At 61.2% G+C, this 22,336-nt stretch carries 25 protein-coding genes; 24 read left to right on the top strand and 1 reads right to left on the bottom strand.

Translation table 11 applies throughout. The features are described 5' to 3' along the window. The first annotated feature begins 195 nt into the window (after positions 1-195). The 3 genes from rluC to GJU48_RS18100 are packed head-to-tail and all read left to right on the top strand — an operon-like array spanning position 196 to position 2,809. Positions 196-1,155 (top strand): 23S rRNA pseudouridine(955/2504/2580) synthase RluC, encoded by a 960-nt coding sequence (gene rluC / locus GJU48_RS18110; protein ID WP_032886795.1) that lies wholly within the window; start codon positions 196-198, stop codon positions 1,153-1,155. Then, on the top strand, positions 1,142-1,804 hold the full coding sequence (locus tag GJU48_RS18105; RefSeq protein WP_094952761.1) for an HAD-IA family hydrolase: 663 nt from the start codon (positions 1,142-1,144) through the stop codon (positions 1,802-1,804). The genes rluC and GJU48_RS18105 overlap by 14 nt, the downstream gene beginning before the upstream one ends. 21 nt (positions 1,805-1,825) lie before the next feature. Beyond that, positions 1,826-2,809: a S49 family peptidase gene (locus GJU48_RS18100; RefSeq protein ID WP_094952762.1), complete on the top strand. Its 984-nt coding sequence runs from the start codon at positions 1,826-1,828 to the stop codon at positions 2,807-2,809. A 133-nt stretch (positions 2,810-2,942) separates the two neighbouring features. Here the strand turns inward: GJU48_RS18100 and GJU48_RS18095 are convergent, their stop codons facing one another. After that, positions 2,943-3,521 carry a Maf family protein gene (locus tag GJU48_RS18095; protein WP_094952763.1) on the bottom strand — a complete coding sequence of 193 codons (579 nt, stop codon included), beginning with the start codon at positions 3,519-3,521 and terminating at the stop codon, positions 2,943-2,945. Positions 3,522-3,626: 105 nt separating this feature from the next. On the opposite strand from GJU48_RS18095, the gene GJU48_RS18090 reads away from it, so the two are divergent. The 21 genes from GJU48_RS18090 to GJU48_RS17990 all read left to right on the top strand — a co-directional run bounded on the left by GJU48_RS18090 (position 3,627) and on the right by GJU48_RS17990 (position 22,158). Further along, positions 3,627-4,157, top strand: coding sequence for a YceD family protein (locus tag GJU48_RS18090; protein WP_032886799.1), 531 nt, complete (start codon positions 3,627-3,629; stop codon positions 4,155-4,157). A 13-nt stretch (positions 4,158-4,170) separates the two neighbouring features. After that, positions 4,171-4,353 carry a 50S ribosomal protein L32 gene (rpmF, locus tag GJU48_RS18085; protein WP_008152339.1) on the top strand — a complete coding sequence of 61 codons (183 nt, stop codon included), beginning with the start codon at positions 4,171-4,173 and terminating at the stop codon, positions 4,351-4,353. Positions 4,354-4,357: 4 nt separating this feature from the next. Next, on the top strand, positions 4,358-5,368 hold the full coding sequence (plsX, locus tag GJU48_RS18080; RefSeq protein ID WP_094952764.1) for a phosphate acyltransferase PlsX: 1,011 nt from the start codon (positions 4,358-4,360) through the stop codon (positions 5,366-5,368). A gap of 118 nt (positions 5,369-5,486) precedes the next feature. After that, positions 5,487-6,425, top strand: a complete 939-nt coding sequence (fabD, locus tag GJU48_RS18075) for an ACP S-malonyltransferase (RefSeq protein WP_094952765.1) — start codon at positions 5,487-5,489, stop codon at positions 6,423-6,425. A gap of 32 nt (positions 6,426-6,457) precedes the next feature. Further along, a complete protein-coding gene (gene fabG / locus GJU48_RS18070; protein WP_015885432.1) occupies positions 6,458-7,201 on the top strand; it encodes a 3-oxoacyl-ACP reductase FabG in 744 nt (247 codons plus the stop codon). Positions 7,202-7,392: 191 nt separating this feature from the next. Continuing rightward, positions 7,393-7,629, top strand: coding sequence for an acyl carrier protein (gene acpP / locus GJU48_RS18065; protein WP_094468504.1), 237 nt, complete (start codon positions 7,393-7,395; stop codon positions 7,627-7,629). A 143-nt stretch (positions 7,630-7,772) separates the two neighbouring features. After that, positions 7,773-9,017 (top strand): beta-ketoacyl-ACP synthase II, encoded by a 1,245-nt coding sequence (fabF, locus tag GJU48_RS18060; RefSeq protein ID WP_094952766.1) that lies wholly within the window; start codon positions 7,773-7,775, stop codon positions 9,015-9,017. Beyond that, positions 9,017-9,832 carry an aminodeoxychorismate lyase gene (gene pabC, locus GJU48_RS18055; RefSeq protein WP_094952767.1) on the top strand — a complete coding sequence of 272 codons (816 nt, stop codon included), beginning with the start codon at positions 9,017-9,019 and terminating at the stop codon, positions 9,830-9,832. Before fabF ends, pabC begins: the two co-directional genes overlap by 1 nt. 1 nt (position 9,833) lies before the next feature. Further along, entirely contained in the window at positions 9,834-11,030 is a 1,197-nt protein-coding gene (mltG, locus tag GJU48_RS18050) for an endolytic transglycosylase MltG (protein WP_155296063.1), read from the top strand. Between the two features lie 19 nt (positions 11,031-11,049). Further along, positions 11,050-11,682, top strand: a complete 633-nt coding sequence (gene tmk, locus GJU48_RS18045) for a dTMP kinase (protein ID WP_094952769.1) — start codon at positions 11,050-11,052, stop codon at positions 11,680-11,682. Next, the gene (locus GJU48_RS18040) at positions 11,675-12,664 is read left to right on the top strand and encodes a DNA polymerase III subunit delta' (RefSeq protein WP_094952770.1); all 990 of its coding nucleotides are present in this window, start codon (positions 11,675-11,677) and stop codon (positions 12,662-12,664) included. The genes tmk and GJU48_RS18040 overlap by 8 nt, the downstream gene beginning before the upstream one ends. A 77-nt stretch (positions 12,665-12,741) precedes the next feature. Next, positions 12,742-13,527, top strand: a complete 786-nt coding sequence (locus GJU48_RS18035) for a TatD family hydrolase (protein ID WP_094952771.1) — start codon at positions 12,742-12,744, stop codon at positions 13,525-13,527. A gap of 445 nt (positions 13,528-13,972) precedes the next feature. Then, the gene (locus GJU48_RS18030) at positions 13,973-14,641 is read left to right on the top strand and encodes a TetR/AcrR family transcriptional regulator (RefSeq protein WP_094952772.1); all 669 of its coding nucleotides are present in this window, start codon (positions 13,973-13,975) and stop codon (positions 14,639-14,641) included. A gap of 139 nt (positions 14,642-14,780) precedes the next feature. Next, positions 14,781-15,749, top strand: a complete 969-nt coding sequence (locus GJU48_RS18025) for a GTP 3',8-cyclase MoaA (protein ID WP_094952773.1) — start codon at positions 14,781-14,783, stop codon at positions 15,747-15,749. A 119-nt stretch (positions 15,750-15,868) separates the two neighbouring features. Next, a complete protein-coding gene (locus tag GJU48_RS18020) occupies positions 15,869-16,474 on the top strand; it encodes a DUF4823 domain-containing protein (protein WP_094952774.1) in 606 nt (201 codons plus the stop codon). A 16-nt stretch (positions 16,475-16,490) separates the two neighbouring features. Next, entirely contained in the window at positions 16,491-17,051 is a 561-nt protein-coding gene (locus GJU48_RS18015; protein WP_094952775.1) for a DUF1285 domain-containing protein, read from the top strand. A gap of 70 nt (positions 17,052-17,121) precedes the next feature. Next, positions 17,122-17,835: a GntR family transcriptional regulator gene (locus GJU48_RS18010; RefSeq protein ID WP_094952776.1), complete on the top strand. Its 714-nt coding sequence runs from the start codon at positions 17,122-17,124 to the stop codon at positions 17,833-17,835. Continuing rightward, positions 17,832-18,833, top strand: coding sequence for an ADP-ribosylglycohydrolase family protein (locus GJU48_RS18005; protein WP_094952777.1), 1,002 nt, complete (start codon positions 17,832-17,834; stop codon positions 18,831-18,833). The genes GJU48_RS18010 and GJU48_RS18005 overlap by 4 nt, the downstream gene beginning before the upstream one ends. A gap of 194 nt (positions 18,834-19,027) precedes the next feature. Continuing rightward, positions 19,028-20,494: a purine-cytosine permease family protein gene (locus tag GJU48_RS18000; RefSeq protein ID WP_094952778.1), complete on the top strand. Its 1,467-nt coding sequence runs from the start codon at positions 19,028-19,030 to the stop codon at positions 20,492-20,494. Continuing rightward, positions 20,487-21,404 (top strand): PfkB family carbohydrate kinase, encoded by a 918-nt coding sequence (locus tag GJU48_RS17995; RefSeq protein WP_094952779.1) that lies wholly within the window; start codon positions 20,487-20,489, stop codon positions 21,402-21,404. Before GJU48_RS18000 ends, GJU48_RS17995 begins: the two co-directional genes overlap by 8 nt. Positions 21,405-21,429: 25 nt before the next feature. Beyond that, complete coding sequence (locus GJU48_RS17990; protein ID WP_094952780.1) at positions 21,430-22,158, top strand: class I SAM-dependent methyltransferase; 729 nt, start codon at positions 21,430-21,432, stop codon at positions 22,156-22,158. Positions 22,159-22,336: the final 178 nt, after the last annotated feature.

Below are 22,336 nucleotides of genomic sequence, written 5' to 3'. Positions count from 1 at the left end.
TGCGCTTGTTACAATCTCGAGCCTTTCACGATGGCGAAAGCCCCGTAGGACGGCCTCGCGTCCTGATGAATTGCGATGGTCAGGGCCGGCAGTTTGCCGCAAGTCCTCTGTCCAGGCCGCTTTTGGCGGCGTTCGCGACTATAGCAGCAATGATTAAGTGCTTCAATTCCATAAAAAATTGTTATCATCGCCGCCATGACGACTACCGCCCCCCAGACCCCCAGCGTCCAGCTGCTCGAGGTCTCGCCGGAATATGCCGGCCAACGCATCGACAATTTTCTCCTGGCCAGGCTCAAAGGCGTGCCCAAGACCCTGATTTACCGCATCTTGCGTAAAGGCGAAGTGCGCGTGAACAAGGGCCGGATCAAGCCCGAGTACAAGCTGCAGGCGGGCGATATCGTTCGCGTGCCGCCGGTGCGCGTGCCTGAGCGTGACGAGCCCGTGCCGCTGGCCCAAGGCCTGTTGCAGCGCCTTGAAGCCTCGATTGTCTTCGAAGACAACAAGCTGATCGTGATCAACAAGCCGTGCGGCATTGCCGTTCACGGCGGCAGCGGCCTGACGTTCGGCGTGATCGAAGCCTTCCGCCAGTTGCGCCCGGATGCCAAGGAACTGGAGCTGGTCCACCGCCTGGACCGCGACACTTCCGGCCTGCTGATGATCGCCAAGAAGCGCAGCATGTTGCGTCACCTGCACACCGCCCTGCGTGGCGATGGTGTGGACAAACGCTACATGGCGCTGGTGCGTGGCAACTGGGCCAGTTCGATCAAGAGCGTTCGCGCGCCGTTGCAGAAGAGCAACCTGCGCTCCGGCGAACGCATGGTCGAAGTGGACGAGGAGGGCAAAGAAGCCCTGACCCTGTTCAAGGTGCTGCGCCGCTTCGGCGATTTCGCCACCCTGGTCGAGGCCAAGCCGGTGACCGGCCGCACCCACCAGATTCGCGTGCACACCTTGCACGCAGGCCACTGCATTGCTGGCGATACCAAATACGGTGACGAGGATTTCTCCAAGGAAATCCGCGACCTGGGCGGCAAGCGCCTGTTCCTGCATGCCTACATGCTGACGGTTCCACTGCCGGATGGCGGTGAGTTGAAACTGCAGGCGCCGGTCGATGAGATGTGGGCCAAGACCGTGGAGCGATTGAGTGTCGCACCTTGATTACAAGCTGCTGATCTTCGACTGGGACGGCACCCTGTGTGATTCCATTGGTCGGATCGTTGAATCAATGCATGTCGCCTCGACCCGGTCGGGCTTCGCGTTGTGCACTGATCTGGCGGTGAAAGGCATTATCGGCCTGGGCTTGCCTGAGGCGATACGTACCTTGTACCCCCAGATCAGCGACGCTGAACTGGTGACCTTTCGTGACCATTACGCTGACCACTACATTGCGCTGGAGGCCACACCTTCGCCGTTATTCGACGGTGTAGTGCAGTCGCTGGAAGCGTTCCGCGCCGAGGGTTATCACCTGGCCGTGGCCACCGGTAAGGCCCGTCGCGGGCTGGACCGGGTGCTGAAGGCTCACGGTTATGAAGATTATTTCGACATCACCCGTGCAGCGGATGAAACCGCCAGCAAACCCCATCCTCTGATGCTGGAGCAGATCCTGGCGCACTGCGGCGTAGCGCCGCGCCAGGCCTTGATGGTGGGCGACGCCTCCTTTGACCTGATGATGGCGCGCAACGCCGGCATGGACAGTGTCGCGGTCAGCTACGGCGCCCAGGCTGCCGAGGCCTTGCAGCAGTACGAGCCGAGGCTGACGATTGATCATTTTTCTGAACTGCAGGCCTGGCTAAGCCGGGCCCAATAAGTCTTTGCTGGGGTTAATGGCATGAGTGACGAGTGGAAAGCGCCCGAAAAGGCCGAGAGCGGTGATGACAAAAGCTGGAAGCTGCTGGAGAAGACTCTCCTGGCCGGCGTCCAGGAGCAGCGTCGTTCGCGGCGTTGGGGGATTTTCTTCAAGCTGCTGACCTTTGTTTACCTGCTCGGCATGCTGGCGCTGTTCAGCCCGCTGATGGACATGGAAAAAAGCGCCACCCGTGGCAGCAACTACACCGCCTTGATCGAAGTGCGCGGGGTGATTGCCGACAAGGAGTCCGCCAGTGCCGACAATATCGTCAGCAGCCTGCGCGCCGCGTTTGAAGACCCCAAGGTCAAAGGCGTTATTCTGCGTATCAACAGCCCGGGTGGCAGCCCTGTGCAGTCGGGCTATGTGTATGACGAGATTCGCCGTCTGCGCGCATTGCATCCGGATACCAAGCTTTACGCGGTGATTTCCGACCTCGGCGCCTCAGGTGCCTATTACATCGCCAGCGCCGCTGACCAGATCTATGCCGATAAGGCCAGCCTGGTTGGCTCCATCGGTGTGACGGCGGCCGGTTACGGCTTTGTCGGCACCATGGAGAAGCTCGGTGTGGAGCGTCGCACCTACACCTCGGGCGAGCACAAGTCCTTCCTCGACCCGTTCCAGCCGCAAAAGGCTGATGAAACCCAGTTTTGGCAGGGCGTACTCGATACCACCCATCGTCAGTTCATCGCCAGCGTGAAGCAGGGGCGCGGCGATCGTCTGAAGGACAAAGACCATCCGGAGTTGTTCTCCGGTCTGGTGTGGTCGGGCGAGCAGGCGTTGCCGCTGGGTTTGATTGATGGCCTGGGCAGTGCCAGTTCGGTGGCGCGGGATGTGATTGGCGAGAAAGAATTGGTGGATTTCTCGGTTGAGGAGTCGCCGTTTGATCGCTTCTCCAAGAAGCTTGGCGCCAGCGTGGCGGAGAAATTGGCCCTGTACATGGGCTTTCAGGGCCCGACCTTGCGCTGAGATCCAGCAGGCGCAGAGTTTCAAGTGTGGGAGCGGGCTTGCCCGCGATAGCGGTTTGTCAGCTGGCATTTATAGCGGCTGGCCGAGCGCTATCGCAGGCAGGCCAGCTCCCACATTTGGTTTTGTGGTGGGTTTAAGGGATCTGCACGCCTTCAGCCAGCAACATATCCACTAGGCGAATCAGTGGTAAGCCTATGAGGCTGGTGGCATCCGGCCCTTCAGTGCTCTGAAACAGGCTCACGCCCAGCCCTTCAGCCTTGAAGCTGCCGGCACAGTCATAAGGCTGCTCGGCGCGCAGGTAGCGCTCAATGCGCTCCACGTCCAATACGCGCATGTGTACCGTAAACGGCACGCAGTCGACCTGGCAGTGCCCGGTCTCGCTGTTAAGCAGTGCCAGGCCGGTGAGGAAGGTCACGCGCTTGCCGCTGGCTGCCAACAATTGTTCGCGGGCATTTTCGAAGGTGTGGGGCTTGCCGATGATCCGGCCGTCGAGCGCGGCCACCTGGTCCGAGCCAATAATCAGATGCCTTGGATGGCTGTGGGCAAGGGCGCGGGCTTTCTCTTCGGCCAGGCGTTTGACCAGCTCGATGGCGGACTCATTTTCGCGGTGGCTTTCGTCGATGTCCGGCGAGCTGCAGATGAACGGCAGGTGCAGGCGGCTCAGCAATTCCCGGCGGTAAACCGAGCTGGATGCGAGTAATAAAGGCAGCATGGGCGTCTCCTTAAGGCAGTTGGAGATTCTAGCGAGGCGACCCGCTGACGCACAGGGCTGAATTTCCTTTGACATGGCTGGGTGCATCCCTATAATGCTGCGCCTATGTTGAATGACCCGATTCCACCTCACGTTGACCCGCGCAAATTGGCAGATCGTGGCACTTCCCTTCAAGGTGAATTGCTGCTGGCCGATTTGGAGAGACTCTGCGACCCGCTTTCCGACACTGTCGGTACGGTGCAGGCCAAATTCGTTTTTGAACGAGATGAACGTAAGTCTGTGGTAATCCACAGTTTTATCGACACCGAAGTCAAAATGGTTTGCCAGCGTTGTCTTGAGCTGGTCACCCTGCCGATTCACAGCGAATGCAGTTACGCTGTGGTGAAGGAGGGTGCGAATACCCAGTCGTTGCCGAAAGGTTATGACGTGCTGGAACTGGGCGAAGATCCTTTGGATCTGCATGCACTGATCGAGGAAGAGCTTCTGCTCGCCTTGCCCATTGTGCCTGCTCATCATCCGGAAGAATGCCAGCAGCCGGAGGGTCTCGATGACGAGGCCGAGCCGAGCGAGGACGAGGTAACGCGGTCCAACCCGTTCAGTGTATTGGCGCAGTTAAAGCGTGACCCAAACGTTTAGGAGTTAATCAATTATGGCTGTTCAGCAGAACAAAAAATCCCGCTCTGCCCGTGACATGCGTCGTTCGCACGACGCCCTGACGGCGAGCACTCTGTCTGTAGAAAAAACCACCGGTGAAATTCACCTGCGTCACCACGTATCGCCAGAAGGCGTATACCGTGGCCGTAAAGTGATCGACAAGGGCGCTGACGAGTAATCACTTGTCTGCTCAAGTCATCGCGATTGACGCAATGGGCGGGGACTTCGGTCCCCGCAGCATTGTTCAGGCTTGCATTGCCAGCCTGGCTGCTACGCCCTCGCTGCACCTGACCCTCGTCGGTCAACTCTCCCTTCTTGAAGAACTGATTGCCAGCCATCCGGCGGTGGATCGCGCGCGCCTGACGATTACGCCGGCCAGCGAAACCATCAGGATGGACGACAAGCCGGCGACAGCCCTGCGTGGCAAGCCTGACTCTTCAATGCGGGTGGCCCTTGAGTTGCTGCGTGATGGCAAGGTGCAAGCCTGTGTCAGTGCGGGCAATACCGGGGCGTTGATGGCGTTGTCGCGGCATGTGCTCAAGACGTTGCCCGGTATTGATCGGCCGGCGATGGTCGCGGCGATTCCTACGCAGAAAGGCTACTGCCAACTGCTGGACCTGGGCGCGAACGTCGATTGCAGTGCCGAGCATTTGTTTCAGTTCGCCGTGATGGGCTCGGTGGCTGCCGAGGCGCTGGGCGTGAACCGACCGCGGGTGGCGTTGCTGAATATCGGCACTGAGGACATTAAGGGCAACCAGCAGGTCAAGCTCGCCGCCACCTTGTTGCAAGGTGCGCGGGGCTTGAACTACATCGGCTTTGTCGAAGGTGACGGCTTGTACCGGGGCGAAGCCGATGTGGTGGTGTGCGACGGGTTTGTCGGCAATATCCTGCTCAAGTCCAGCGAAGGCCTGGCGACCATGATTGCCACGCGTATCGAGGCCTTGTTCAAGCAGAACCTGGCCTCACGCCTGGTCGGCGCCCTGGCGCTGCCGTTGATGCGTCGCTTGCAGGCTGACCTGGCGCCGGCGCGGCACAACGGTGCGAGCTTTCTGGGGTTGCAGGGCATTGTCGTTAAAAGCCACGGTTCGGCGGGCGTGCAAGGCTTTCAAAGTGCGATTGCGCGGGCGTTGATCGAGATCCAGGAAAACCTGCCGCAACGCTTGCACGGCCGTCTTGAGGACTTGTTGCCTTAGGCGAATCGGCCCGGGAGTGCTTAAATGTGACCGGCCAGTTCAATTGACCATCCAATCTGTTTTCTCTCAAAATCGGGAGTGCGCATTTTTGACGACCAGATCATTAGGGGCTTGTTACATGTCTACATCCCTCGCATTCGTCTTTCCAGGGCAGGGTTCGCAGTCCCTCGGCATGTTGGCCGAGCTGGGCGCGCAACATCCGCTGATCCTGGAAACTTTCAAGGAAGCTTCCGATGCCCTGGGTTACGACCTATGGGCGCTGACCCAGCAGGGGCCGGAAGAGCAACTCAATCAAACCGATAAAACTCAGCCGGCCATCCTGACCGCTTCGATCGCCCTGTGGCGCTTGTGGCTGGCCGAAGGCGGCGCGCGCCCGGCTTACGTGGCCGGTCACAGCTTGGGCGAATACAGCGCCCTGGTGGCCGCAGGCAGCCTGACCTTGGGTGAAGCGGTCAAGCTGGTCGAGCGTCGTGGCCAACTGATGCAGGAAGCCGTGCCGGCCGGGCAGGGCGGCATGGCCGCTATCTTGGGCCTGGACGATGCTGTGGTGATCGAAGCTTGCGCCGAAGCGGCCCAAGGCGAAGTGGTCAGCGCGGTGAATTTCAACTCCCCTGGCCAGGTGGTGATCGCCGGTGCCAAGGCGGCGGTTGAACGTGCCATCGAAGGCTGCAAGGCCCGTGGCGCCAAGCGCGCCCTGCCATTGCCGGTCAGCGTGCCGTCCCACTGCGAGCTGATGCGCCCGGCCGCTGAGCGTTTTGCCGAGTCCATCGCCGCCATCAACTGGCAGGTGCCGCAGATCCCGCTGGTGCAGAACGTCAGCGCGGCCGTTGCCGCCGACCTCGACACCCTCAAGCGCGACCTGCTCGAGCAACTCTACAAGCCTGTGCGCTGGGTTGAGTCAGTGCAGACCCTGGCCGCCAATGGCGCTACCACGCTTGTCGAGTGTGGCCCGGGCAAAGTCCTGGCTGGCTTGAACAAGCGCTGCGCCGACGGCGTGTCGACTGCCAACCTCAATACCCCGGATGCCTTTGCTGCCGCTCGCGCGGCACTGGCCTGAATCCCTGATCCCCGAACTTAGGAGAAGCCTGCATGAGTCTGCAAGGTAAAGTTGCACTGGTTACCGGCGCCAGCCGTGGCATTGGCCAGGCGATCGCCCTGGAACTGGGCCGTCAGGGCGCCGTTGTTATCGGCACTGCCACGTCCGCCTCGGGTGCCGAGCGTATCGCCGCCACCTTGAAGGAAAACGGCGTTCAGGGCACCGGCCTTGAGCTGAACGTGACCAGCGATGAGTCGGTTGCCGCTGTCCTGGCTGAAATCACTGCACAGTTCGGCGCGCCGGCTATTCTGGTGAACAACGCCGGTATTACCCGCGACAACCTGATGATGCGCATGAAAGACGACGAGTGGTACGACGTGGTCGATACCAACTTGAACAGTCTGTTTCGCCTGTCCAAGGGTGTTTTGCGTGGCATGACCAAGGCGCGTTGGGGTCGAATTATCAATATTGGCTCCGTAGTGGGTGCCATGGGCAACGCAGGCCAAGTAAACTACGCGGCGGCTAAAGCCGGTCTGGAAGGTTTCAGCCGTGCATTGGCCCGTGAAGTCGGCTCGCGGTCGATTACGGTCAACTCGGTGGCCCCAGGGTTCATCGACACTGATATGACCCGCGAACTGCCCGAAGCACAGCGTGAAGCGCTGCTGACGCAGATTCCGCTGGGCCGTCTGGGCCAGGCTCAAGAGATCGCAAATGTGGTCACTTTCCTGGCATCCGACGGTGCGGCATACGTGACTGGGGCTACAATCCCGGTGAACGGCGGGATGTACATGAGTTAAATTGTGACGGATCGCTTCAAAAAAATGTCATACGAGCTGTCTAAAATCCGTTATAAAGCTGCAACTTAATTTATAGGCAGGTGGCGGACCGGGTACAGGGTGAAGCTTTCAGTTGAAAAGCTGAAATGGCTTTCTATACACTTACCCACTGGCCAGCTGCCTGAATTTGTCCATTAGGAGTTAAACAAGGTATGAGCACCATCGAAGAGCGCGTCAAGAAAATCGTTGCCGAGCAACTGGGCGTCAAAGAAGAAGAAGTGACCAACACTGCTTCCTTCGTAGAAGACCTGGGTGCCGATTCCCTTGACACCGTTGAGCTGGTGATGGCTCTGGAAGAGGAATTCGAGACCGAAATCCCGGACGAAGAAGCTGAAAAAATCACTACTGTTCAAGCTGCTATCGACTACGTTACGAACCACCAGGCGTAATAGTTTGTAGTCGTCGCTTGCTGTTAGGGAAAAACCGCACTGCTGTAACGGCGTGCGGTTTTTTCTTTAGCTCTGATGAGACTTTTGCTCTGATGAAGCGTGAGCGCTAGCGAAGTGTCGTCATCAAGAAAAAGGAGAGTGCTGTGTCGCGTAGACGCGTCGTAGTCACCGGTATGGGTATGTTGTCGCCACTGGGTACGGATGTGCCAAGCAGTTGGCAGGGCATTCTGGCTGGCCGCAGTGGTATCGGTCTGATCGAACACACGGACCTTTCTGCCTATTCCACCCGTTTTGGCGGCTCGGTAAAGGGCTTCAATGTCGAGGAATATCTCTCGATCAAAGAGTCCCGCAAACTCGACCTGTTCATTCAATACGGCCTGGCCGCCGGTTTTCAGGCGGTGCGTAATGCCGGCCTGGAAGTCACCGACGCCAACCGTGAGCGCATCGGCGTGGCCATGGGTTCGGGTATTGGCGGTTTGACCAATATCGAAGAAACCAGCCGCACGCTGCACGATTCCGGCCCCCGTCGAATTTCACCGTTCTTCGTCCCGGGCTCGATCATCAATATGATTTCCGGTTTCCTGTCCATCCACCTCGGTGCACAGGGGCCTAACTACGCCATTGCGACGGCGTGCACCACGGGTACGCACTGCATCGGCATGGCAGCACGCAACATCGCCTATGACGAAGCTGACGTGATGATCGCCGGTGGTGCCGAGATGGCCGCCTGCGGCCTGGGCATGGGCGGCTTCGGCGCGTCCCGTGCGCTGTCGACGCGCAACGACGAGCCGACCCGTGCCAGTCGTCCGTGGGACAAGGGCCGTGACGGCTTTGTACTGTCCGACGGCGCCGGTGCGCTGGTACTGGAAGAGTTGGAGCACGCCAAGGCGCGTGGTGCCACGATCTACGCGGAGCTGATCGGCTTTGGCATGAGCGGTGATGCCTACCACATGACCTCGCCACCGTCCGACGGTGCCGGTGCTGCGCGTTGCATCACCAACGCCTTGCGCGATGCGAAGGTCAACGCCGACCAGGTGCAGTACATCAACGCCCACGGCACCTCGACCATGACCGGCGACCTGGCGGAAGCCGAAGCCATCAAGTCGGTGTTCGGTGAGCACGCCTATAAGCTGGCGGTCAGCTCCACCAAGTCCATGACCGGCCACCTGTTGGGTGCGGCGGGCGCGGTCGAGGCAATCTTCAGTGTGATGGCCATCAAGGATCAGGTCGCTCCGCCGACCATCAACCTTGATGAGCCGGACGAAGGCTGCGACCTGAACTTCGTGCCTCACGAAGCGCAGCCGATGCCGATCGACGTGGTGATCTCCAACTCGTTCGGTTTTGGTGGCACCAACGGTTCCCTGGTGTTCCGCCGGTTCACGCAGTGATGCACAGCTGGGTCGACGGTCAGCCAGCGGACAACGTGCCCCTGAAAGATCGCGGCCTGGCGTACGGTGATGGGGTGTTTGAAACCATCGCCGTCAAGGCCGGGCAGCCTGTGCTGCTCGACCGTCACCTGCAACGCCTTGACGAGGGTTGCAGGCGCCTAGCCTTGGTTACGGACCCAAAGCTTGTCCGTAACGAAGTGCTGGCGTATGCCGCCGCCCTTGGCGACGGTGTTCTCAAATTGATCCTCACCCGCGGCGACAGCTTGCGCGGTTATGGCATCAACCCAGGCGCCCCGGTGCGCCGTCTCTTGCAGGGCAATCCGCCCGCTACTTATCCCCCCGCGTATGGAACCGACGGCATCCGCCTGTTTCCGTGCGCCACCCGCTTGGCCGAGCAGCCGTTGCTCGCCGGTCTCAAGCACCTTAATCGCCTGGAACAAGTGATCGCCCGCGCCGAGTGGCAGGACGTTGAGCACGCCGAAGGATTGATGCTGGATATGTCCGGGCGCGTCATCGAGGGCGTGTTCAGCAACCTGTTCCTGGTGCGCAACGGCGTGTTAACGACCGCCGATCTGAATCGTTGCGGGGTCGCCGGAGTCATGCGCGCCGAGATTCTGGCCCAGGCTCAAGCACTTGGCATGCCGCTGGACGTGGCCGACATTAGCCTTGAGCAGTTGCAGCAGGCCGACGAGGTTTTTGTTTGCAACAGCGTCTATGGCATTTGGCCGGTGCGTGGCTGTGCTGCGATGAGCTGGCCGGTTGGGCCGCTCACCCGTAAACTGCAGGCCATTGTTCGCGCGCTATTGGATATTTGAGTTGATACGAAAACTGGTTTTACTGCTGCAGATCGGCCTGGTCTCGGCAGGCTTGCTGCTGGGCTTCTCGGCCTGGAAGCTTGACTCTGCCTTGAAGCAGCCCCTGAATCTGACCCAGGAACAATTGCTCGATGTACCGGCGGGGTCGACCCCGACGGGGACTTTCAATCGCCTCGAAGCCGAAGGCGTGCTTGATGATGCCTTCTGGTTGCGCCTGTACTGGCGTTTCAACCTCGACGGCCAGCCGCTGCACAGCGGCGAATACCGCATGACCCCCGGCCTCACCGCCGAAGGCCTGATCGGCCTGTGGCAGCGCGGCGAAGTGGTGCAATACAGCCTGACGTTGGTGGAGGGCTGGAACTTCCGCCAAGTGCGATCGGCCCTGGCCAAGCATGAAAAGATCGTGCAGACCCTGTCTGGCCTGAGCGACAGCGAAGTGATGGATAAGCTCGGCCACCCTGGCGTGTTCCCCGAAGGGCGGTTCTTTCCTGATACCTACCGCTTCGTGCGCGGCATGACCGACGTCGAATTCCTGAAAAAAGCCTACAACCGCCTGGACGATGTGCTCGCTCAAGAGTGGAGCAAGCGCGCCGCTGATGCGCCCTACACCGACCCTTACCAAGCGCTGATCATGGCTTCCCTGGTCGAGAAAGAGACCGGCGTGCCGCAAGAGCGCGGGCAGATCGCGGGCGTCTTTGTGCGGCGGATGAAGATCGGCATGCTGCTGCAAACCGACCCAACGGTGATCTACGGCTTGGGTGAACGCTACAACGGCAAGCTGACCCGTGCGCACCTCAAGGAAGCCAACCCCTACAACACCTACATGGTTGCCGGCTTGCCGCCGACGCCGATCGCGATGGTCGGCCGCGAGGCGATCCATGCCGCGTTGAACCCGGTGCCGGGCAGCAGCCTGTATTTCGTCGCCCGTGGCGATGGCAGCCATATTTTCTCCGATGACCTGGATGCGCATAATGCCGCCGTGCGTGAGTTTCAGCTCAAGCGCCGCGCCGATTACCGTTCCAGCCCGGCGCCAGTGGTGAAACCACCGGAAGACGCGTCGCCCCCTGCTGATGCACCGGCGCAAGCACCGGTGAAACCCCGGGACGCGTCGCCCCCTGCTGATGCACCGGCGCAAGCACCGGGTGAAACGCCCGCCGAGCCTGCGCGGGACACCGCCGCGCCGCAAAGCCCGCAATGACTCTGACTAAGGACCGCCTGTGACTGGCTTGTTTATTACCCTGGAAGGCCCGGAAGGCGCCGGCAAAAGCACCAACCGCGATTACCTGGCCGAGCGCTTGCGTTCGCAGGGCGTCGAGGTGGTGTTGACCCGTGAGCCCGGCGGCACGCCGCTGGCCGAGCGCATCCGTGAAGTGCTGCTGGCCCCAGGTGAAGAACAGATGAACCCGGACACCGAGCTGCTGCTGGTGTTTGCCGCCCGCGCCCAGCACCTGGCCGAAGTGATCCGCCCAGCCCTGGCACGTGGCGCCGTGGTGATCTGTGACCGTTTTACCGATTCGACCTACGCCTACCAAGGCGGTGGCCGCGGCTTGTCCCTGGCGCGCATCGCCACCTTGGAAACGTTCGTCCAGGGCGAATTGCGCCCTGACCTGACGCTGTTGTTCGATCTGCCGGTGGAAGTGGGCATGGCTCGCGCCAGTGCCCGGGGGCGCCTGGACCGTTTCGAACTGGAAGGCCAAGTCTTCTTCGACGCCGTGCGCACTGCGTTCCTCCAGCGTGCCGAGGCTGAGCCTGCGCGTTATCACCGGTTGGACGCGTCCCAGCCCCTGACGCAGGTACAGCAGGCCATCGACGCCCTATTGCCGACTCTGCTGGAGCGTGCCCGTGGCTGAAGCCTATCCGTGGCAGGACAGCCTCTGGCAGCAACTGGCCGGCCGTGCTCAGCACGCCCACGCCTATCTGCTGCATGGGCCGGCGGGTATCGGCAAGCGTGCCTTGGCCGAGCGCTTGATGGCCAGCCTGCTGTGCCAGCGCCCGGTCAGTCTGGAAGCCTGCGGTGCTTGCAAATCCTGCCTGCTGCTCAAGGCCGGCAGCCACCCTGATAACTACCTGCTGGAACCCGAGGAAGCCGACAAGGCGATCAAGGTCGACCAGGTGCGTGACCTCGTCAGCTTTGTGGTGCAGACCGCGCAGATGGGCGGGCGCAAGGTGGTGCTGATCGAGCCGGTGGAGGCGATGAACATCAATGCCGCCAACGCCTTGCTCAAAAGCCTCGAAGAACCGTCGGGCGATACCGTGCTGTTGCTGGTCAGCCACCAGTCCAGCCGCTTGTTACCGACCATTCGCAGCCGCTGCGTGCAGCAGGCTTGCCCGTTGCCTAGCGAAGCCATGAGCTTGCAGTGGCTGGCGCAGGCGCTGCCGGAGTGCTCCGAAGACGAACGGGTTGAACTGCTGATCCTGGCCGCAGGTTCACCGCTCGCGGCCGTGAAGCTGCAAGCCCAAGGCGTGCGCGAGCAACGGGCTTTGGTCGTGGATGGCGTGAAAAAGCTGCTCAAGCAGGAGTTGTCCGCGACACAACTGGCCGAAAGCGCCTGGAAGGATATTCCGTTGCTGCTGCTGTTTGACTGGTTCTGTGACTGGTCGAGCCTGATCCTGCGCTACCAGTTGACCCAGGATGAAAGCGGCCTGGGCCTGCCGGACATGCGTAAGGTGGTGCAGTACCTCGCGCAGAAAAGCGCGCAAGACAAAGTGCTGAACATCCAGGACTGGATTCTGGCCCAGCGCCAGAAGGTCCTGGGCAAAGCCAACCTCAACCGCGTGCTGTTGCTCGAAGCATTGCTGGTGCAGTGGGTCGGCTTGCTCGGCCGGCGTTAATTTCCGTGGCCGACGGTTGTATCGTTGGCCAGACACGTTCCGTGGCTCACCTTTACCGGACTAAGTTGTAACTTCCTATGCTCGTAGATTCCCATTGCCACCTTGATCGCCTCGACCTTGCCCAGCACGGTGGCTCCCTTGACGCTGCCCTTGAAGCGGCGCGCCAGCGTGGAGTAGGGCACTTCCTGTGCATCGGCGTGAGCGCCGAGAACGCCGCCGACGTCAAAGCGCTGGCTGATCGTTATGCCGATGTCGATTGTTCGGTGGGCATCCACCCGCTGGATCTCAAACCCGGTGAAGCGCCGGCCCTGGATTGGCTACTGGGTGAACTCAACCACCCACGCGTGGTGGCGATTGGCGAAACCGGCCTGGATTACCACTACGAGCCCGAAGCCGCCCAATTGCAGCAGGCATCCTTCCGCCTGCACCTGCAAGCCGCCCAGCAAACCGGCAAGCCGGTGATTGTCCACACCCGGGGCGCCCGCGCCGACACGCTCACGCTGCTGCGCGAAGCCGCATTGCCACAGGCTGGCGTGCTGCACTGCTTCACCGAAGACTGGGACATGGCCAAGGCCGCGCTGGACCTGGGCTTCTACATTTCCCTGTCGGGTATCGTCACCTTCCGCAACGCCGACGCCCTGCGTGACGTGGCGCGCCAGGTGCCGGCCGACCGCCTGCTGGTGGAAACCGATTCGCCGTACCTGGCGCCCATCCCCCATCGTGGCAAGCCGAACCTGCCGGAATACGTGCGGGACGTGGCGGATTACCTGGCGATGCTGCGCGGCGAATCCTACGAGCGCTTTGCCGAGCAGACCACCGAGAACTTCAAGCGCCTGTTCCCGCTCGCCCACGTTGCCGGCTGATAAGGCCTAATCGCAGGCAAAAAAAACCCGGGTTCTGGGGGGGGAATCCGGGCTAAGACCATTAGGAGTAAAACAAGAGTACGCAGTCCGTCGGTACCCAGGTCGACGCGTCACTTGGGGGAGATGTCACGTCGACAGTTCAAGTATTGATCAGTATCCCGTTCAGTCCAGTCGCATCTGATCGTTTTTTAAACAGATTTGGAATACGCGCGCTTCGCTTGAGTTCTCATTGAGCAGGTGCACGGCGCCCTTGGGCACGTCTCGTTTCTGACTGATATCAATGAAATCGTTGGCGTGCTGAAGCTAAAGTGCGTGACGGGTTCACATAGACGTTGCCCAACGACTGTTCAGTCGGGATAATCCCTCGTACTGGGTAAATCGTATCGTCATGTAGCCGTGGCCATGCACAACCCTCCTAATATTCACCTCTGCAGACCTCTCCCTCATGCAAAAAGAACCCCGTAAGGTCCGTGAGTTTCGCCGCCGTGAGCAGGAAATTCTCGACACCGCACTCAAGTTGTTCCTCGAACAAGGTGAAGACAGCGTCACCGTCGAGATGATTGCGGATGCCGTGGGTATCGGCAAAGGCACGATCTACAAGCATTTCAAATCTAAGGCCGAGATCTACCTGCGCCTGATGCTCGACTACGAGCGCGACTTGAACGAGCTGCTGCATTCGGCCGATGTCGACAAGGACAAGGAAGCCCTGTCCCGGGCCTACTTCGAGTTCCGCATGCGTGACCCGCAGCGTTACCGCCTGTTCGATCGCCTGGAAGAGAAGGTGGTCAAGGGCCATCAGGTGCCGGAAATGGTCGAGGAGCTGCACAAGATCCGCGCCTCGAACTTCGAGCGCCTGACTCTGTTGATCAAAGGCCGCATCAGCGAAGGCAAGCTTGAAGACGTGCCACCGTATTTCCACTACTGCGCTGCCTGGGCCTTGGTGCATGGCGCCGTGGCGCTGTACCACTCGCCGTTTTGGAGCAATGTGCTGGAAGATCAGGAAGGCTTCTTCCAGTTCCTGATGGACATCGGCGTGCGCATGGGCAACAAGCGTAAGCACAGCGCCGAGCTGCCAAGTGCTGAGCCCAAGAGTGGCGAAACCCCCGCGACTTAAGCCGTTCCCGACACTACTGGCGCAATGATTTACTGCCAGTTGCAGTACCCCAGGAATATACTCAGGCAAGGACCTTGCTAAAAGTTGATTTATAAGTCAGCTTTTAGCGCGCCCGAACAATCCTCTGCCGGAGTGATCCATGATCGTTGATCGTCAAGGCAGGCGGTTTCGCAATTTGCGGATCAGCCTGACCTCAGCCTGCAATTACGCGTGTACCTACTGCGTGCCTAACGGCAAGCGGCTGGTGGCTGCCCAGGACGAGCTCTCGGCCGAAGCCATGGCCCGTGGCGTGGCGTATCTGATCGAAGCGGCGGGCATCGAGCGCCTGCGCATCACTGGCGGCGAGCCGCTGGTCAGTCCTAAATTGGAAGCCTTCATGCGCGCGGTGGGTGGGATGGGCCTCAGTGATATCAGCCTGACCACCAACGGCCAATTGCTCGCACGCAAGCTGCCATTGCTGGTAGAGGCCGGCATCCGCCGCATCAACGTCTCCCTCGACACCCTGGACGCCGACGCCTTCCGCACCATTGCCCGTGGCGGCGACCTGGCCACCGTGCTCGATGGCATGGACCAGGCCCGCGCTGCCGGGATCAAGATCAAAGTGAACATGGTGCCGTTGCGCGGGCAGAACCTCGACCAGGTCATGCCGCTGCTCGACTACTGCCTGGAGCGTGGCTACGAGCTGCGCTTTATCGAGCTGATGCGCATGGGCCATCTGGCCAAGGACTCCAACGCGTTCCTGCAGCAATTCGTCAGCTTGCAGCAACTGCTCAGCCTGATCGGCGAACACCACGAATACCTGCAAGCCAATGCGCCGGTCGACGCCACGGCAGTGCGCTACGAAGTGCCGGGCAAGGGCTTCTTTGGTGTGATAGCCAACGAAAGCGTGCCGTTCTGTCGTACCTGTTCGCGGCTGCGGCTGTCGTCCACGGGTTGGTTGCATGGTTGCCTGTCGTCGAGCAACCGTCACTACGTCGGCGACCTGCTCGACCAGCCGCGCCACCAGGCGCTGCCGGCCTTGCAGGGTTTGTTGATGAAGGCGCTGGGTGACAAACAGGAAGTGGCCTTCTCCGGCGGTGCGACCATCATGAAAATCATTGGCGGCTGACGCCGAGTCTAATGTGACGCCGAGTCTCAAGCTTGAAGCTAATATCTGCTCCGCTGGCGCGGATTCTGCATCTCACGCCCATTCGCCGGTTTTCCGTCACCGGCTTCTGGAGGATTAGGATGCGAAGTCTGGTTTTGTTGCTGGCGTCATTGACGCTGAGTGGTTGCATGACCGTCAGCGATATGGCCGAAGGCACCCGCTATCAGATGAGCGACGCCGGGTTGCTGGACCACAGTGATACGCGCCGCACCGCGTCGATTCGCATACAGCCGGACTCTTTTGTGTTTATCGCCCAGGGTGTGTTTGTGCCGCCGGGCAGCGCCTATCCGCGCCCTAACGTGGTGGCTGAGGAAGCCTTCAACGGTTTCGTCGAATATTTCCCGATGGTGCGTCGCGCCCACAAGCCTGAAGGCCTGGAACAGGCCATGTCCGAAGCCCGCGCGGCGGGTGCGCATTACCTGCTGTATTGCCGCTTCGCGGCAGCCGATGACCGTATCGGCAATACCGACGAGTGGACCGATCAACAGGCCCTGGACCGCGTCGGGATCGACACTGGCGTCATTCAGATCATGTTGATCGAGACCAGCACCCAGTATTTGATTGATACTGCACGTATTCGCAGTCGTGGCGGTTTACTGACGTTCCACGACAACAAGCCAGAAGATCTGATTGCCCGCCCACTGGCGCAGTACGCCCGGAGCCTGCTGGGTATGAGTAATCAGTAAGCCAGAGGAGCGCCCGATGACCGATTCCGCCAAGGCCAATGACCTATTGGCCCAACTGCCCAAGGGCAAGGGGCCGGCACCGGTACACCTGTGGAACCCGGATTTTTGCGGCAACATCGACATGCGCATCGCCCGCGACGGCACGTGGTTCTACCAAGGCACGCCGATCGGGCGTAAGTCGATGGTCAAGCTGTTCTCCAACATCATCCGCCGCGATGGCGATGATTACTTCCTGGTCACGCCCGTGGAAAAGGTCGGCATCAGCGTCGATGATGCGCCGTTTGTCGCGGTGACCCTGGAGGTCGAAGGGCAGGGCGAGAGCCAAGTACTGCGCTTCAGCACCAACGTTGACGATCAAATCGAAGCCGGCCTCGAACACCCGCTGCGTGTCGTCATCGACCCAGTCACCCAGGAACCGGCGCCGTACCTGCGGGTGCGCACCAACCTTGAAGCCCTCGTGCACCGCAACGTGTTCTACCAACTGGTGGAGCTTGCGGTCAGCCGTCCGATCAACGGTCAGAACTGGCTGGGCGTCTGGAGCGGCGGTGAGTTTTTCCGCATCGGCCTGGAACCCTGAGGCCGGCTTTTTCATCCTCCTGAAATAATGTGCTTGCTGTCATTAGGCGCTTTCGGTTATCAGTTTGTACATGATTAGACATGTCCGATTTGATAAGAAAAAACGCGTCGTCGACGAGCTCATCCGCCGTATCGAGGGTGGAGTGATGGCCGACGGGTTCCTGCTGCCGGGCGAGCATCAGTTGGCCGAGGAATTCGCGGTCAGCCGTGGCACCCTGCGCGAAGCCTTGGCTGAGCTCAAACGCCGCAACTACATCGCCACCCAGAGCGGCGTAGGTTCCATCGTCACCTTTGACGGCATGGTCCTCGACCAACGCAGCGGCTGGGCCCAGGCTTTGGCTGACACCGGCGCGCAGGTGACCACCGACATCCTGCGCCTGGACGCCGTGACCCGTCCGGACCTGTTCAGCCGTTTCGGCAGCGACCAGTTCATCGCCCTCGACCGCCGTCGGCGCACCACTGACGGCACGGCCGTGTCGCTGGAGCGCTCGCTGATGCCCGCCACCGGTGGCCTGGAAAGCCTGCCCCGCGTCGGCCTGATCGACAACTCCCTGACCATCACCCTGGCGGCCTACGGCTACATCGGTGCCGAAGGTGACCAATGGATCGGCGCCGAGCCGCTGAGCGACGAAGACGCCGAGTTGCTAGGCCGTCCGGCCGGCACGGTATTTCTCAAGGCCTCGCGCACCACCTACGACCGTCGCGAGCGCTTCATGGAGTACGTCGAAAGCCTGCTCGACCCTCTGCACTTTCGTCTGCATCTGCAGTTTGGAGCTTCAAAATGACCGCGGAAAATCGCGCGCTTGGCGCCTTCTACGGCTTGGCCTTGGGCGACGCTCTGGGCATGCCCACCCAGTCCTTGAGCCGCGAGCAGGTGCAGCAGCGCTTCGGGGCCATCACCGGCCTGGAGGACGCCGATGGCGACCAACCGATTGCGCCGAATATGCCGGCCGGTTCGATCACCGATGACACTGAACAGGCGATCCTGGTCGGCGAGTTGCTGGTCGAAGGCAAGGGCAAGATCGAACCGACCGTGCTCGCCCAACGCCTGATCGACTGGGAAGCGGTGATGCGCGCCAAGGGCTCCCAGGATTTGCTCGGGCCATCGACCAAGCGCGCCATCGACATGATCCTCGCCGGCCACACCCCGGAAGAATCCGGGCGCTACGGCACCACCAATGGCGCCGCGATGCGTATCACGCCGGTGGGGATCGCCGCCGATGTCAGCGACCCGGCGCAGTTTATCCAGGCCGTGATTCAGGCCTGCCAGGTCACCCATAACACCACGCTGGGTATCTCCAGTGCGGCGGCGGTGGCCGCGGTGGTCTCGGCCGGCATCAACGGCGTGGACCTGGGCGAAGCACTCAACATTGGCACCCAGGTTGCCCAGCAGGCCGAACGCCACGGCCACTGGATTGCCGGTGGACGCATTTCCACGCGAATCAGTTGGGCACGGACCTTGAGCGTCGGCAGCGGCGACAAGGCCTTGTTTGCCGACCTGCTCTACGAATTGATCGGCACCTCCGTCGCGTCCCAGGAATCGGTAGTGGTCTCGTTTGCCCTCGCGCAACAAGTGGCGGTGGGTGCGATGAATGCCTTTGAGGCCGTGTGCCTGGCCGCCAGCCTTGGCGGCGACACCGACACCATCGCCGCGATCCTCGGCGCGATGTTGGGCGCGTGTTTGGGCATGCAGTGCTGGCCTGAGGCGATGATTGAACAGGTCAAGCAGGTCAATGGCCTGGATTTGCAGGCGCTGGTGCAAGGGCTGCTCGAAATTCGATAAGCGCCGCAGGCAAACAGGTGGGAGCGGGCTTGCTCGCGAAATCGGTGTATCAGGTGGCCTATCAGTTGGCTGAACCACCGCTATCGCAGGCAAGCCAGCGCCCACATTGAGCCCAGTTTGAGTCAGGACGACCGATTGAAGCTTTGACTATCTGCCACAACCACAACAATACAGGCACCAGGAGCATCTCCCTCATGAGCACCCCGTCTAGCGGCCAAAGCGCCGGGCAATTGGAAACACGCGGTATCGAACCGGTCCCTGAAGGCGAGTGTAACGGCCATCCGCTGCAGCTGTTCTGGGTGTGGTTCGCGGCCAACATCAGCATCCTCGGCTTGCCGCTCGGCGCGACCCTCGTGGCCTTTCGTGGCCTGGCGATCTGGCAGGCGATCATCGTCGCGATCCTCGGCGCCGCCGGCTCTTTCGCCGTGGTGGGTATCATCTCGATTGCCGGTCGTCGCGGGCGTGCACCAAGCCTGACGCTGTCGCGCGCCATCTTCGGCGTGCGCGGCAATATCGGCCCCACCTTGGTCTCGCTGATGTCGCGCCTGGGCTGGGAAACCGTCAACACCACCACCGCCGCGTTTGTTTTGCTGTCGTTGTGCTCGATCCTGTTCGGTTCGCCGGTCGAGGCAAAAAGCGCACCGGTGCTGACGCTGATCTTCATTGCCATTTTCGTGCTGCTGACCCTGTCCGTCTCCGGCCTCGGCCACGCCACCTTGTTGGTCATCCAGAAGTGGGCCACCTACGTGTTCGGCGCGCTGAACATTCTGGAGGGCGGCTTCCTCTGCGCCACCATCGACTGGAGCGCGGTGTTCAATGCCACCCCGGCGCCGTTGAGCGCAATGATCATCGGCGTCGGCACCATGGCTGCCGGCACCGGCATCGGCTGGGCCAACGCCGGTGCCGACATGTCGCGCTACCAGCACCGCAGCGTCAAAGCCGCACGCCTGGTGGCATCTGCCGCGTTTGGCGCGGGCATTCCGCTGGTGCTGCTGATCACCCTCGGCGGCCTGCTGTCGGTGGGCAACAACGACCTGGCCTCGGCCACTGACCCGATCATCGCGATCCGCGACATGCTGCCCACCTGGATGGCCGTGCCGTACCTGATCACCGCGTTTGGCGGGCTGTTGCTGTCGAATAACCTCTCGGTGTACTCGGCGGGCCTTACCACCTTGACCCTCGGCTTGAAGGTCAAGCGCGTGCACGCGGTGATCGTCGACATCGTGGCGATCTTCGCCGGCTCGATTTACTTCATGCTGATCGCCGACAGTTTCTACGGCCCCTTCATCACCTTCATCTCGCTGCTGGCCGTGCCGATCACCGCGTGGGTCGGCATCTTCGTGGTCGACCTCATCCACCGTCACTACTACAGCCCCCAAGACCTGCTGGACGTGAGCCCCAGCAGCGCCTACTGGTATCGCGGCGGTGTGGAATGGCGTGCATTCGGCGCCTGGGCGATAGCGATTGTGCTGGGTTTTTGTTTCACCACCATCGGCACCACCGCCGAAAATATCTGGTTCGCCGGGCCGTTGTCCTACTCGTGGCTGGGCCATAACGGCCTGGGCTGGATCGTCACCTTCCTGGTGGCCGGCGGGATTTATGCGCTACTGGGCGGCGCGGCTGACCGTCGTCCGGCTTTAGTCGAGAGCCCTAATGTCTAGATTGCTGCACACCGGCCAGGTCATCGTCGACCTGGTGATGGCCCTCGACACACTGCCTGCGACCGGCGGCGACGTGCTGGCGCAATCCGCCAGCTTCGAAGCCGGCGGCGGCTTCAACGTAATGGCTGCTGCCCGGCGCAATGGTTTGCCGGTGATTTACCTCGGCCGGCATGGCAACGGCCGTTTCGGCGACCTGGCGCGCGCAGCGATGCAGGCTGAAGGCGTGGAAATCGCGCAGGCGGCCAGCGACGGCAAGGACACCGGTTTGTGTGTGTCGCTGACCGAGGCCACCACCGAACGCACGTTCATTTCGCATATCGGCGCTGAAGGGGAGTTGAGCGCCGAGGATTTGGCCCGCGTGGTGCCGCGCGCGGACGACTATGTGTACGTCAGCGGCTACAGCCTGTTGCTTGAAGGCAAGGCGCAGGCGTTGCTCGATTGGCTGCTGGCGCTGCCGCGTGAAATCACGGTGGTGTTCGACCCGGGGCCGCTGGTCAAAGCGCCGGATTCGGCGTTGATGGTTGCCTTGCTGCCGCGTATCGACATCTGGACCAGCAATGGCCCCGAAGCCCTGGCGTTTACTGGTGCGAGGACGTTGGCCGAGGCGCTGCTTGAACTTAATCGCCACCTGCCGGCTGAGGCACTGCTGGTGGTGCGCGATGGGCCGAATGGGTGCTGGGTGAGCCACCAAGGCCAGGCCGAGCATGTGCCGGGTTTCAAGGTGACAGCGGTGGACAGCAACGGCGCGGGGGATGCCCATGCCGGTGTGTTTCTTGCGGGGTTGGCCAAGGGGTTGCAACCTTCACAAGCAGCGCGTCGCGCGAATGCTGCCGCGGCGTTGGCGGTGACACGCTGGGGGCCGGCGACATCACCGGGTACTGACGAAGTGGATGCGTTGTTGGCAGAATAGGGCCTTCTTAGCAGGGAATGAGCCCATGACCCAGAATATCTACGACACCCCGGCCTTCTTCGAGGGCTACAGCAAGATGGGCCGCTCGGTCGAAGGCCTGGCCGGTGCGCCGGAGTGGCCTGCCTTGCAGGCACTGCTGCCGCCGATGCGTGGCTTGAAAGTGGTGGACCTTGGCTGTGGCTACGGCTGGTTCAGCCGCTGGGCCGAGGAGCAGGGCGCCGCGCAGGTGCTCGGGTTGGACGTGTCGCACAAGATGCTGGCGCGGGCCAAAGAGATGACCTCTGCGCCGACCATCACTTATGCAATCGCCGACCTGGAACAGCTCGACCTACCTGCCGGCGCATTCGATCTGGCCTACAGCGCCCTGGCCTTCCATTACATCGTCGACCTCAAAGGGCTGTTTGCGCGCATACACCAGGCGCTGGTGCCCGGTGGGCGGCTGGTGTTTTCCATCGAACACCCGATCTTCATGGCGCCGCGCAATCCTGGGTGGCTGGTGGATGATCAGGGCCGTAAGAGTTGGCCGGTGGATGGTTACCAGTTGGAAGGGCCGCGGGTGACCAACTGGCTGGCCGATGGCGTGATCAAGCAGCATCGTACCTTGGGCACGTTGCTGAATTTGTTGATTCAGGCGGGGTTTACGCTGAGTCATGTGCAGGAGTGGGGGCCAAGCGAAGCGGACCTGATTGCTCGGCCCGAACTGGCGGAAGAGCAAGAGCGCCCAATGATGCTGCTGGTGTCGGCTCAACGCTGATTTGGGCCTCAATGTGGGAGCGGGCTTGCGCGAGGBTGAAGTGCGCCCCAGAAGTTGGACACTCGTCCAACTCCTGAGGCTTTTCATGAGCAAATACACGACGCAGTTCAAGCTTTCCGCCATTACCACTTTCCTTGAGCAGGGCCGAGGCTTTCGCCGCATAGCCGCTCAATTCCAA

This window comes from Pseudomonas sp. IB20, from assembly GCF_009707325.1.
In the GTDB taxonomy this organism is placed as follows: Bacteria; Pseudomonadota; Gammaproteobacteria; order Pseudomonadales; family Pseudomonadaceae; genus Aquipseudomonas.
The sequence above is the reverse complement of the archived record's forward strand: the minus strand, read 5'-3'. Positions and strand labels throughout refer to the sequence as shown.